The organism is Neomegalonema sp. (assembly GCF_028688855.1).
In the GTDB taxonomy this organism is placed as follows: domain Bacteria; phylum Pseudomonadota; class Alphaproteobacteria; order Rhodobacterales; family Rhodobacteraceae; genus Neomegalonema.
In genome coordinates this window covers 24,879-37,190 of the sequence record NZ_JAQTXI010000013.1, presented here as the reverse complement: position 1 = coordinate 37,190, position 12,312 = coordinate 24,879, and the positions used below count along the sequence as shown (strand labels likewise).

Here is a 12,312-nt window from a genome sequence, read left to right as displayed (position 1 = left end):
TCAGCAGCCGCCCTGATCGTCGGCCGCGCGGGTCCAGGTCTGGGACTTGCCGAAGAGCGAGACCCCCACATAGCCGCGCACATAGAGCGATCCGTCCTCGCGGACGTGCATCGTGGATTTGTAGGTCTTGCCCTCTTCCGGATTGTAGATGAAGCCGTCGCTCCAGCGCCCGTCCGAACCGCGGGTGAAGTCGCCGATCATCGCCATGCCGCAGATCGGACGCGTCTGAAGCGCCGCGTTCTCGTTGCGGAAGTCGACCTTCGCGGCGCCCGAGGCGTCGCGCGGCTCGGCGAGCCAGACGATGGTCCCGCAAGCCTTCTCGCCGCAGGGCGAAATCCGCACGATGGCGTTGCGGTTCTCCACCAGCCATGTGCCGAAGGCGGCCTCGGCGTTCTGGGCCAGAGCCGCAGCAGGCGCCGAAAGCGTCAGGGCCGCCGCGAAAGCGGCCGAAACACGCGATTTCATCGCGAATCCTCCCGAAGTTCTTGTTCTGCGGACATCCTCCGCCTGTCGCGGGGCGCTGTAAAGATTGACGCCGCGTCCGCTTCCGGAGCCCCGCCCTTATCCGAAATGCGCATGGGGTTATCGAGGATGCGCATTGGCGCGGATTTTGCGCCGCACCTAAGCTTTCCCGAACCGTCAGGACGCGCATTTTCAGGAGCGGCGCTCATGGCCAAGGCCTTCGTTTCCTCCATCCTCACCGCCAACGACCTGCGGGAGGGCTGGTCGGTCTTCCTGACCAGGGACGGCCGATGGTCCCGCGACTGGGCCGACCTGCGCGTGGCCGCCAGCGCCGAAGAAGGCGCGGAGCTCTCCGCCCTCGGCGCCGCCGAAGAGGCCGCCCGCCATGTGGTCGGGGCCTATCTGGTCGAAATCGACGCCGAAGGCCGCGCGAAGCTCCGCCGCGAGCGTATCCGCGCCGAGGGCCCGACCCATCGCGCCGATCTGCGCCGGGCCGACGCTCTGACCGAAGCGGCCTGACTCCTCATCCAGCCGGACGCCGGGGGCTCCAGCCATGTATCGCTATGACGAATTCGACCAGCGCTTCGTCGAGGAGCGCGTCGCGCAATTCCGGGATCAGGCCCGACGCCGACTCTCGGGCGCGCTGACGGAGGAAGAATTCCGACCCCTCCGGCTGATGAACGGCCTCTATCTCCAGCTGCACGCCTACATGCTGCGCGTCGCCATCCCCTATGGCACGCTCTCCTCGGCGCAGATGCGCAAGCTGGCCGACATCTCCGAACGCCATGATCGCGGATACGGCCATTTCACCACCCGCCAGAACATCCAGTACAACTGGATCAAGCTGGAGGAGACCGCCGACATCCTCGCGGAGCTGGCCAGCGTGCAGATGCACGCCATCCAGACCAGCGGCAACTGCATCCGCAACGTCACCTCGGATCCCTTCGCCGGCGCCGCCGCCGACGAATTCGAAGACCCGCGCCCGACCGGCGAGCTCATCCGCCAATGGTCGAGCCTGCATCCGGAATTCTCCTTCCTGCCGCGCAAGTTCAAGATCGCGGTCACCGGATCCCCCAACGACCGCGCCGCCGTGAAGGCCCATGACATCGGCCTGCGCATGATCAGGAACGAGGACGGGGATCTCGGCTATGAGGTGATCGTGGGCGGCGGACTCGGACGCACGCCGATGATCGGCAAGGTGATCCGCGGATTCCTGCCCAAGGCGGAGCTTCTGCCCTATCTCGAAGCCGTCATGCGGGTCTACAACCTGCACGGTCGCCGCGACAACAAATACAAGGCCCGCATCAAGATCCTCGTGCATGAGATGGGCGAAGAGCCCTTCCGCAAGGAGGTCGAACGCGAATACGCCCGGCTCGACGTCGAGAGCCTCGCCGCCCCCGCCGAAGAGGTCGAGCGCATCCAGGCCTATTTCGCGCCCCCCGCTCTGGAGAATCTGCCGGAGGAGTCGAAGGCCTTCGAGCGCGCCAGGACCGCCGATCCGGATTTCAGGATCTGGGCCGAAACCAATCTGCATCCGCACCGGGCGCCGGGATACACCTCCGTCGTGATCTCGCTCAAGCCGGTGGGCGGAGCGCCCGGAGACGCAACCGCCGAACAGATGCGCGTCGCCGCCGAAGCCGCCGATCTCTGGGCCTTCGGCGAACTCCGCGTCACCCATGAGCAGAATCTCGTCCTCGCCCATGTGAAGAAGGACGATCTCTATCCGCTCTACCGCAAGCTCGCGGGGGCCGGTCTCGATTCCGCCAACCGCGGACTCGTCACCGACATCATCGCCTGCCCCGGACTGGATTATTGCGCTCTGGCGACAGCACGCAGCATCCCCATCGCCCAGCGCCTGACGGAGCGTTTCGCCGATCCGAAGCGTCAGCGCGACATCGGGCCCTTGTCGATCAAGATCTCGGGCTGCATCAACGCCTGCGGACATCACCATATCGGCCATATCGGCATTCTGGGACTCGACAAGGCCGGAGCCGAATTCTACCAGCTCACCCTGGGCGGAGATCCCACCGAAACCGCCGCCATCGGCGAACGCGCAGGCGCGGGATTCTCGGCGGAGGGCGTGGTGGACGCCATCGAAAGGCTGGTGGACCGCTATCTGGAGATCCGCGAGCCGAGCGAGACCTTCCTCCAGACCTATCGCCGGACGGGCGCCGAGTCCTTCAAGGACGCGCTCTACGCCGAAGCCGGTTGAGGAAAACGCCATGCCGCTGCTGAATGAAAAGGGCCTTCAGGAAGAGATCTGGCGCGAGCTGGAGGATCACGAGCCCATCCCCCTCGAAGGCGATGTGATCGTGCCTCAGGCCCGGCTGGAGGAGGCCCTGGCCGCGCCGCGCACGGGGCGCACCGGCGTGGCCCTGCCCAACACCATCGAGGCCGAAACGCTGCAGCCCCTGTTCAACCGGCTCTCGCTGATCACCGTCGAATTCCCCGGATTCGGCGACGGGCGCGGATTCTCCATCGCGAAGCGGCTGCGGGGACTCGGATGGCGCGGCGAGCTCTGGGCCGACGGGCGCGTCATCGCCGATCAGCTCGCCTATCTGAGGGCCTGCGGATTCGACAGCGCCCGCATCCCCGAAGACCTCTTCGCGCGCCAGCCGCTCGAAGACTGGCTGGCCGCCGCGAAGACCATCTCAGCCGCCTATCAGACCGAGGAGCGCGCGCCGGGCGTCGCCAGCATCCTGGAGCAGCGCAAGGCCGCTCGCGCCGCAAGAGGCTGAAGGCCTCCCCCCTCACCAGCGACCGAAGAGGACCGCCCGGAGATTCAGGAGGCGGCTGCGGAATTCGCTCGGGCCGAGCGCCTCCCGGAAGGGATCGAAGCCCGGACGCGCCGCCGTCCGCAAGGCCGCCTCCGCCGTGACCGCCGGAAGAAAGGCGGGCAAGGCCGCCCCGGGCTTCACGCGACGCGCCGCCTCCAGACGCGTCAGGGCCTCCTCGGCGAGGCCCCGCGCCACAAGCAGGACTTCCGGCGTCGATTCGCCGCGCAGGATCCGCGCCGCCTCGCCCGCATTGGGCGCAGCCACCCGTCCCCGAGCCGCCAGATGCGGCAAGGCCGCGATCCAGCGCGCCGCGCCCTTCGCGAAACCCGCCTCGCCCGCCGCAGCCTCGACCTCCGGGGCGAGCCCCGGCGCGAGCATCCGCGCCGCCAGACGAAAGGGCGCCCCGCCCGTGTCCTCCAGATAGAGGCGCAGTTCGTCGAGATCCTGCGGCGGCGTGGGGTCGAGGTCGCGCTCCCGCGCGGCGAGGTGGTTCAGGAAAAGATCCAGAGAGGCGCTGCCGTCCTTCAGCCGGGGCGCCAGAGGCTCGAACAGCTCGTGGCGCGGAGCGGGCTCTCCGGCGGCCAGCTCCGAGAGGCGGTCCCGATGCCATTGCAGCCGCATCGCCGCCAGAGTCGGTTCGGCCACGCTCCAGGGGATCTGCGCCACCTCGAAGGTCCAGAGATGCAGGGCCGCAAGGGCCTCCTGCGTCTCGGCGGGGGCGATCATGACGGCGCGCCAGCGTTCGGGATCGGCCGCGCGCAGCCGCGCGGAAAGGGAATCCAGTCGGGTCATCATGCTCCGCCGAAGATCGCCGTCGGGCACCGCATCCCGGGCAGGCGCAGGACGCCCAGGCTGAAAGGCCTGGAGAGCGGACCCGACGTCGATGAAGGGGATTGGCGCGCCCTACGGGATTCGAACCCGTGTACCCACCGTGAAAGGGTGGTGTCCTAGTCCACTAGACGAAGGGCGCTTCGGGGGGCCTTATACGGGGGTCGGAAGCAGGTTTCAAGCGGCTTTTCCGCCTTGCGCGCCCGGATCCGGCAGGAAAAACGCAAGGAGGCTCCGGCGGTCACGCCAGAGGCGCCATGTCCTCGATCTGAAGCTGAACCCGGCGCCGACCGTTCCATTCATCCGCCGTCAGACGCCCCGCCGCATGGACCAGAGCCCCGTCGGTGCGGGCCGCCATGAAGCCCCCTAACGCCGTCTCCTGAGCGCGGAAGGCCACGGCCTCCAGGCGTCCGCCGCGCGAATCGGTCAGGACGCAGCGCATGTGCGTCTCGCCCACAGGCTTGGGCCAGCTCACCCGCGCCGCCGTCACCGCCAGACGCGGAGACGGAGCCCCCGCTCCGAAAGGCCCCGCGCGATCCAGAGATTCGCACAGCTCCAGAGTCGCGCCCGAAGGCGTCACGGCGCCGTCGATCCGCAAGTCCCGCAGCCCCAGGCGATTCGCGCCCTGGCGGCTCAGCTCCGCTTCGAGCCAGCCCACGGCCTCCGTCAGGCGCGCGGCCTCGACCGTCAGGCCCGCCGCCATGGCGTGGCCGCCGCCCTGAACCAGAAGGCCCAGCTTCTCCGCCGCATGGACCGCGCTCCCCAGATCCACCCCGTTCACGGAGCGCGCAGAGCCCTTGCCCAGAGCCCCCTCCAGAGCCACCACCAGAGACGGGCGGTCGAACTTCTCCTTCAGCCGACCCGCCACAACCCCGATCACGCCGGGATGCCAGCCCTCGCCCGCCGCCCAGACGAGGCCGCCCGGACCCTCGCGCTCCCAGCGCGCTTCGGCCTGGGACGTCGCCTGAGACAGGACGTCCGCCTCGATGGCCTGGCGCTCGCGGTTCCAGCGGTCGAGATCCGCCGCAAGCTTCGCCGCAAGCGCAGGATCCGCGCAGGTCATCAGACGCGCGCCAGCTCCGGAATCGCCCACGCGCCCCCCCGCGTTCACCCGAGGCCCCAGAAGATAACCCAGGTGATAGGCGCTCGGCGCGCCGCTCAGACGCGCGGCGTCGGAGAGCGCCGCAAGCCCGGGATTCCCCCGACGCCCCAGAACCTTCAGGCCCTGACGCACGAAAGCCCGGTTCACTCCCCGCAAGGCCGCCACGTCGGCCACGGTCGCCAGAGCCACGAGGTCCAGCTCCTCCAGGAGGTTGGGCTCGGCGCGCGAGGCGAAGGCCCCCTGAGCGCGCAGACGACGATTCGTCGCCGCCAGCAACAGGAAGGCCACACCCGCCGCGCAGAGATGACCCTGTTCCGAATCGTCGTCCTGACGATTCGGATTCACCACCGCCACGCAGTCCGGCAAGGTCTCCAGAGCAAGGTGATGATCCACGATCATCACCTCGGCGCCCGCCTTGCAGGCCGCCGCGACGGGCTCGAAGGCCAGAGTCCCGCAATCCAGCGTGATCACCAGATCATGGCTCGCGCCAAGCTGCGCCATCGCCGGGACGTTCGGGCCGTAGCCCTCCTTCAGGCGGTCGGGAATGTAGATGGTCGCCGGAATGCCGAAATGCGCCAGCCAACGCGACATCAGGGCCGTCGAACAGGCGCCGTCCACATCATAGTCGCCGAAGAGCGCCACACGCTCGCCCCGAAGCGCCGCCGCCGCCAGACGCGCGGAAGCCGCCTCCATGTCGCGCAGGCGCGAAGGGTCGGGCATGTACTGCTTGAGGGTCGGCTCCAGCCAGAGCGGCGCCTCCTCCACCGAGACGCCCCGTCCCGCCAGAAGGCGCCCCAGAAGCTCGGGAAGGCCGCAACGCTGCGCAAGCCCCAGGCCGCGCCGCTCCACCTCAGGAGTCGGGCCGAGCCAGCGCCGCCCCGAAACAGAGCGGCTCACGCCAAGATAGGGAGGGTCTTCAAGGGTCGCATCCATAGCCATGCGCGCAGGATAGACCTCGCCGCAGGCCGGGGGAAGGGCTCAGGCGGCGGGATCGGACTCCGGCTCGCCGGGGCGGCGCCAGGAGCCGCTGCGTCCGCCCTCCTTGGAGATCAGGCGGATCTCCGTGATCTTCATCCCCTTGTCCGCCGCCTTGACCATGTCGTAGATCGTCAGGGCCGCCACGGAGACCGCCGTCAGGGCCTCCATCTCGACGCCGGTGCGTCCGGCGGTCTTCACGCGGGCCTCGATCTCCACCCGGCCGCGCGCGGCGTCCAGGGTGAAGCTCACCGAGGCCTCGGAGAGCGGAAGAGGGTGACAGAGCGGAATGAGGTCGGCGGTCTTCTTCGCCGCCATGATCCCCGCCAGGCGCGCAACGCCCAGGACGTCGCCCTTCGACGCGCCGCCCGATCCGATCAGGCGGATCGTCTCCGGGGAGGCCTCCACCGCGCCGCGCGCCACCGCCAGACGGAAGGTCTCGGGTTTGGCCGAGACGTCCACCATCCGCGCCGCGCCACCAGGGTCGAAATGAGTCAGATCGCTCATGTCAGGCCGTCAGCAGGGCGCGGGTGGCCGCAGCCACGTCGGGCTGACGCATCAGGCTCTCGCCCACGAGGAAACGGCGCGCGCCAACCTGCTCCATCCGCGCCAGATCCGACGCGACGAAAAGGCCGCTCTCCGCCACGAGAACCCGATCCGCAGGAACCATCGGCGCAAGGCGCTCGGTGACGCCCAGGGAGACCTCGAAGGTCTGCAGATTGCGGTTGTTCACCCCGATCAAGGGCGAACGCAGGCGCAAGGCCCGCTCCATCTCCGCTTCGTCATGAGTCTCCAGAAGCACCGACATGCCCCAGGACTCGGCGGCGGATTCCAGCTCCCGGGCCTGGGCGTCGGAGACGGCGGCCATGATGATCAGGATGCAATCCGCCCCCAGAGCCCGAGCCTCCGTCACCTGCCAGGGATCGTAAAGGAACTCCTTGCGCAGCGCAGGCAGCGAACAGGCCGACCGGGCCGCGGAGAGGAAGGAATCCTCGCCCTGAAAGCTCGGGCCGTCGGTCAGCACCGAAAGGCAGGCCGCGCCTCCGGCCTCATAGGCCTTCGCCAGAGCGGGAGGGTCGAAATCCGCCCGGATCAGGCCGCGCGAAGGACTCGCCTTCTTGATCTCGGCGATCAGCGCCCAGCCCGTCGCGGCCCGGGCCGCCAGAGCCGCCGCGAAATCGCGCAAGGGAGAAGCCGCGCGCGCCGCAGCCTCAAGATCGCTCAGGGAGCGCGCCGCCTTGCGCTGGCGGATCTCCTCAAGCTTGTAATCGCGGATGCGGTCGAGGATGTCGGCCATGCTCAGTCCACCCGCCCGCCGGCGCAAGCCACCATCGCATAGGCCCGACCCGTGCGCGTATCCGCAAGGCGGGTCACCACGCCGGAATCCGGCGATTCGTCCAGAGCGCGGCGAATCAGATCCTCGAAGCGGCCCGCGAAGGACACCGCCAGACGCTCCACCGCAGGGTCGCGGTCGATCAGGTCGCGCACGCGGCTCAGGGCCTCCTCGGGGCCGATCTCGATCACCGGCGGAGAGTCGACGCTGGCGCGGCCGTCCAGCCAGGAACGCCAGACCTCGGGCGGCGCGATGCGCGGCGCATGGTCCTCCATGTAGAGGCGAAGGTCCACCAGAGCCGCCAGCATGTCTTCGCTCGCCTGGATCAGCGCGCCGATCTGATGATCGATCGAGACCTCGTAAAGAGCCTCCTCGGCGTCGGCGTCCTCCTCGCTGACCGGGAAGTTCAGGCCCAGAGCCACCTTCTCCCAATCCAGAGGCTTCGCGCGCGGCATGGCCCGGGCCCCGAACATCGGGCTCTCGGGCTGACGCCACACGATCGCAGGACGCGGCGGCGTCGCCGGAGCCGGAGCGGCCTCCACCTCGCGGCGCTCGCCGAAGGAATCAAGGCCGCCCGCAGGAACCTCGCTGGGCGCGGAGGCCCCGAGCCAGCCCCGCGCGGCGGGCTCGCCGGAGCCCTCGCCCAGAGAGCCGACGGGATGGAACAGCGGAGCCGCAGGCGCAGGAGGTCCGGCGGGCGAAGGCGCCTGAGGCTCGGGGCGCGAGGAGCCGCCCGTCGCCGCGAAAGGCGAAGGGATGTTCATGTCCGCCAGAGGCGCAAGGCGCTCCAGATCGAAGCTCATCGCGCGGGGAGGAGTCGGATCGCGGAACAGCGGCGCAGGAGCGGCCGGAACAGGCTCGGGCGCAGGGAGAGCCGCCTCGGGCGGAGGCGGGGGCACGGGAACGGCGGCCTCGGGCGCGCGGAGCCCTCGGGCGGAGGCCTGAGCCGCAAGCGCGGCGGCGTCCTGGTCCAGGGGCTCGCTCTCCACCATGGAGGCGTCGAAATCGCCGATCATGTCCCAAGGCGCGGCGGGCTGACCCGCGCCCTCGGGCGGGCGGATCAGACCGGCGAAGGCGGTCTCGAAACGCGGCTCGGGCGGAGGCTCGACGGAAGGAGGCTCGATCTCGAAGACCGCCGGTTCAAGGGCGTGAGGCTCGATGGCGACGGGCTCGGGGGCGGGAGGCGGCGCGATGGCCTCGGTGCGGGGAAGGTCGCCCTCCACCTCCTTGAAGGCCTGGGCCACCCGGCTGAGCGTCTCGGAGGCGGAGGCCCGCGTGGCGGAAGCCGCCTCCGAAACCGCATCGGCCACGGATCCGGCGGATTCCTCAACCCGCGCGCTCACGGATCCGGCGGCCTCTCCGGTCCTGGCCGCGGCGCTCGACGCGAGGGCGGCGCCCGCAGCAGCCGCGCCCGCGCCCGCAAGACGGGCCGCAAGCCCCTGGCCGGGTTGAGGCGGAGTCGGCGTGGCGGCGGGCTCCTCTTCGCCCTTGCGCAGGCGGTCCATCTGACGGCGCAACTCCGCCAGATTGCGGCGGCGCAGTTCGGCGGCCTCGTCGTCCGCCAGAGACAGAGCCGATTCCTCGCCGGGCGCCGCGCTCCGGGCAGCCTCGCCCTCGAACAGACGGGCGCGCGTTGCGGCCTCCGTGTCGCCGATGGCCCCGATGGCGTCATGGGCGGCCTCGCGCACCGAAGCCCGCGCGTCCTCGGCGAGGCTGCGCGCGTCGGCGGGGGCGGCCTTGCGCAAGGCCTGCTGGATCTCGGCCGCGATGGAGTTCAGGCGAAGCCCCGCAGCCTCCACCGTCCGCTCGATGGCGTCGGATTGCGACTTCAGGGCGTCGAGCGTGCGCTGGGTCTTCTCCATGTCGCCGGGGCGCATCGACACCAGATTCATCGCCCGGCCGCCGTCGGCCTCGATGGCCGAAACCAGCTCCTGAAGCGCCTCGCGCTCCACGCGGAGGGATTCGGCGATGGTCCGGGCCCGGGCCTCGGCGCGCTCGGCGGCGTCGTCCAGAGCGGCGGACTGCGAAGCCAGAGCCTCCTCGATGGCCCGCATCTGCTGATGCAGAGCCCCGATGGCGTGAGTCGCCCGCTCCACCTCGCGGCGGATATGCGCCGGACTCGCCCCCTGGACCTCGCCCATCAGCCCCGAAGCCCGCCAGGAATCCTCATCCGCAGCCGCCTGCGCCGGAACGCGCGCCGCCTCGTCGGCCATGCGCCGCGCCGCCTCGGCCATGGACCGCGACTCGTCGCTCAGGCGACGGGAGCCCCGCAAGGCCGAAGCCAGAACCCACAACAGCACCAGAGGCCCCAGCAGGGCCGCAAGGATGAGCATCCAGTCCGCTTGCGAGATGCGTTCGCGCGCCAGAGGCCAGGCCTCCAGGGAAAAGGGAAGATCGTAACGCCCCCAGACGTAAGCCAGAACGGCTCCCACCCAGGCGACCCCCGCAACCCGCCACCAGAACCCGCCTCCATCGGAAGCCCGGGGCGACGCGGCGTCGCGCGATTCGACGGGAGCGCCGCGCGAATTCCGCGCGGCGCCGGTGATGGAGGCGGAGGTGGCGATGTCGCTCATGGCGTGGGCTTCGGCTTCTCGTTGGCCGTCTCTCGGAGACGCGCGGGGGTGTGGTCCATCGACTTCGCCGCAGCATAGGCCGAACCGACCGCCCGAGAAAACCCAAATTTACGCCTTATGCCTCTGAGCCGTTGTTTTTACTGATAAGATACTTCGAGGATTTCATAGCCGCGACCGCCGTTCGGGGTCATCACCTCGACGCTGTCGCCGCTCTCCTTGCCGATGAGCGCGCGCGCCAGAGGAGAATTCACGTTCAGCTTCCCCAGAGCGATGTCGGCTTCCACCTCGCCCACGATCTGGTACGTCTTCTCCTCTTCGGTGTCCTCGTCCACGAGGCGGACCGTCGCTCCGAACTTCACCGTCGAGCCGCCCAGCTTCGCAGGGTCGATGATCTCGGCCCGCGAGATCGTCGCCTCGAGCTCCAGGATCCGCCCCTCGATGAAGCTTTGACGCTCCCGAGCGGCGTGATATTCGGCGTTCTCGGACAGATCGCCATGCTCGCGCGCCTCGGCGATCGCCTTGATGACGCCGGGACGGTCGATGGACTTGAGCTGCTTCAGCTCCTCCTCCAGCCGGACATAGCCCACCGCCGTCATGGGGATCTTTTCCATGGCTTCGCCTCCCGACGACCGGACTCCAGCGTCCGGCGTTTCAGAAAGTTTCAAAAAAAGCAAACGGCCCGCCCGTAGGAGGCCGTTTCGACGCTCGATCACACCTGAACCCGAAGATAGCGTCCTTTTTTGAGGATGCAAGAGGGATTGTTCGAAATTTGTTCTAATCCTGAAGATCAATGCGGGAAATATCCCGCTTGACTTTGGCGCGCCCATGGGAGCCGACGGCCTCCGGGAAAACCGCGCGCCGCAGACCACGGAGACGCGATCCGAAAGACCATGACGGAATCGCGACGGAATCTTGCGCGAAATCCCGCAGGAAGCCGGAGATCCTTCAGGAAGGAGCCGGAACGCGCCAGACCACCGCATTGCGCACATCAGCGTCCTCGATGGCCCGGGTCGTCTTCACCGCATAGCCCGCGACCCGCTCCAGGCCGGAGCGCGGAAGATAGGTCCGGCCAGGATCCCCCAGAAGCACGAGGCGCCCCTCGGCGCTCCAGCTCCGCAAGCGCGCCTCCACCAGAGCCGCCAGAGGCTTCTCGTAACAGATGTCGCCCGCGAAGATCACCTCGGCGTCGGGGGCCTCGGCGCCCGGCGCCAGAAGATCCCGGCCGATGGTCTCCAGAGACGCGCCGTTCAGCGCCGCGTTGAGGCGCGAGGCCGCCAGAGCCAGAGGATCCACGTCGTTCGCCCAGACCCGCGCCGCGCCCGCAAGGGAAGCCGCCACCGCCTCCAGACCCGCCCCCGAAGCGAAGCACAGCACCCGCCTGCCCTTCACGATCCCGGGATGATCCAGAGCATGCCGCGCCAGAGCCTGCCCCCCCGCCCAGGCGAAGGCCCAGAAAGGCGGAGGAAGGCCCTCGCGCTCCAGTTCGGATTCGGCCATCTCCCAGATCGGCGTGATCTCCGTGGCCGCGTGATGGCGCAGCTCGGGCAGAAGGGGGGGAGTCGTCACGGCGGTGTTGCGCCGCACGAAATCCTCCAGAGCGGCCTCGTCGTCCAAACGCAGAGCCAAATCCGCCTCCTGGGCAAGGGATCAGGGCAGTTCAGAAAAATGAACGTAGATTCAAGGGGATGAAGACCAGGGCGCCTCTCGCGATTCGCCGACCGGGCCCGCAGCATAGCCGCTCCCGGACAGCCTGTCCCCTCCGCAGGAGGAGCCGCAGGGGCTTGCGCCGCGCGCAAGCCGGGGGCATGCTGGAAGCATGAACGAGGCCGACAACGTCATTCCCTTCCCGCAGCCCGGGCGCGCGACGCAGTTCACTCCGCAGGTGCACTTCAATCGTCAGGAGCTGCAGCTCATCCTGCGGATCTACGGACGGATGGTCGCGGAAGGAGAATGGCGCGATTACGCCATCGACAGCTTGCGGGACGAAGCCTTCTTCTCCATCTTCCGCCGCACGTCGGAGCGTCCGCTCTACGCCGTAAGGAAGATCCCCGCCGACGCCCAGAAACAAGGCGCATACGCCCTGATCGGCGCAGACGGGCGCATCCTCAAGCGCGGACGGGATCTTGAAGCCGTGCTGAGCTTCTTTAACCGTTTGTTGCTGCGGCCTGCGGAAGACTGACGCGTCGCGGCCCCGGGAGGGCCGCCAGAGGCTGCGAGCGAAAACATCATGAGAGATCCGGTGAAGATCCTGAGGAGAGGCGA

The 12,312-nt window shown here is 69.0% G+C and carries 12 protein-coding genes and 1 tRNA gene; 4 read left to right on the top strand and 9 right to left on the bottom strand.

The genetic code is table 11. From position 1 onward, the window contains the following. Positions 1-465: a DUF2147 domain-containing protein gene (locus PHN62_RS11130; protein WP_300150425.1), complete on the bottom strand. Its 465-nt coding sequence runs from the start codon at positions 463-465 to the stop codon at positions 1-3. 204 nt (positions 466-669) lie between these two features. Between PHN62_RS11130 and PHN62_RS11125 the strand changes: the two genes are divergently transcribed. Genes PHN62_RS11125 through PHN62_RS11115 form a run of 3 tightly spaced genes read left to right on the top strand, consistent with a single transcriptional unit; the run spans position 670 to position 3,200 of the window. Continuing rightward, entirely contained in the window at positions 670-981 is a 312-nt protein-coding gene (locus PHN62_RS11125; protein WP_300150422.1) for a DUF2849 domain-containing protein, read from the top strand. A gap of 34 nt (positions 982-1,015) precedes the next feature. Beyond that, the gene (locus PHN62_RS11120) at positions 1,016-2,674 is read left to right on the top strand and encodes a nitrite/sulfite reductase (RefSeq protein ID WP_300150419.1); all 1,659 of its coding nucleotides are present in this window, start codon (positions 1,016-1,018) and stop codon (positions 2,672-2,674) included. A gap of 10 nt (positions 2,675-2,684) precedes the next feature. After that, the gene (locus PHN62_RS11115) at positions 2,685-3,200 is read left to right on the top strand and encodes a DUF934 domain-containing protein (protein ID WP_300150416.1); all 516 of its coding nucleotides are present in this window, start codon (positions 2,685-2,687) and stop codon (positions 3,198-3,200) included. Between the two features lie 12 nt (positions 3,201-3,212). Here PHN62_RS11115 and PHN62_RS11110 read toward each other — a convergent pair whose 3' ends face one another. From PHN62_RS11110 to PHN62_RS11075, 8 genes are all read right to left on the bottom strand, one after another. Continuing rightward, a complete protein-coding gene (locus PHN62_RS11110) occupies positions 3,213-4,034 on the bottom strand; it encodes a squalene/phytoene synthase family protein (RefSeq protein WP_300150414.1) in 822 nt (273 codons plus the stop codon). 99 nt (positions 4,035-4,133) lie between these two features. Next, positions 4,134-4,209: transfer RNA gene (locus PHN62_RS11105), tRNA-Glu, on the bottom strand. A gap of 99 nt (positions 4,210-4,308) precedes the next feature. Next, the gene (gene recJ, locus PHN62_RS11100) at positions 4,309-6,108 is read right to left on the bottom strand and encodes a single-stranded-DNA-specific exonuclease RecJ (protein ID WP_300150412.1); all 1,800 of its coding nucleotides are present in this window, start codon (positions 6,106-6,108) and stop codon (positions 4,309-4,311) included. Positions 6,109-6,147: 39 nt separating this feature from the next. After that, entirely contained in the window at positions 6,148-6,651 is a 504-nt protein-coding gene (gene moaC, locus PHN62_RS11095; RefSeq protein WP_300150410.1) for a cyclic pyranopterin monophosphate synthase MoaC, read from the bottom strand. 1 nt (position 6,652) lies between these two features. Further along, positions 6,653-7,441 (bottom strand): indole-3-glycerol phosphate synthase TrpC, encoded by a 789-nt coding sequence (gene trpC, locus PHN62_RS11090; protein WP_300150409.1) that lies wholly within the window; start codon positions 7,439-7,441, stop codon positions 6,653-6,655. Positions 7,442-7,443: 2 nt separating this feature from the next. Continuing rightward, complete coding sequence (locus PHN62_RS11085; RefSeq protein WP_300150408.1) at positions 7,444-10,050, bottom strand: hypothetical protein; 2,607 nt, start codon at positions 10,048-10,050, stop codon at positions 7,444-7,446. A 137-nt stretch (positions 10,051-10,187) separates the two neighbouring features. Next, positions 10,188-10,661 (bottom strand): transcription elongation factor GreA, encoded by a 474-nt coding sequence (gene greA / locus PHN62_RS11080; protein ID WP_300150406.1) that lies wholly within the window; start codon positions 10,659-10,661, stop codon positions 10,188-10,190. Between the two features lie 334 nt (positions 10,662-10,995). Continuing rightward, on the bottom strand, positions 10,996-11,676 hold the full coding sequence (locus tag PHN62_RS11075) for a methyltransferase (protein ID WP_300150404.1): 681 nt from the start codon (positions 11,674-11,676) through the stop codon (positions 10,996-10,998). A gap of 190 nt (positions 11,677-11,866) precedes the next feature. Between PHN62_RS11075 and PHN62_RS11070 the strand changes: the two genes are divergently transcribed. Beyond that, entirely contained in the window at positions 11,867-12,229 is a 363-nt protein-coding gene (locus PHN62_RS11070; RefSeq protein ID WP_300150402.1) for a DUF2794 domain-containing protein, read from the top strand. Positions 12,230-12,312: the final 83 nt, after the last annotated feature.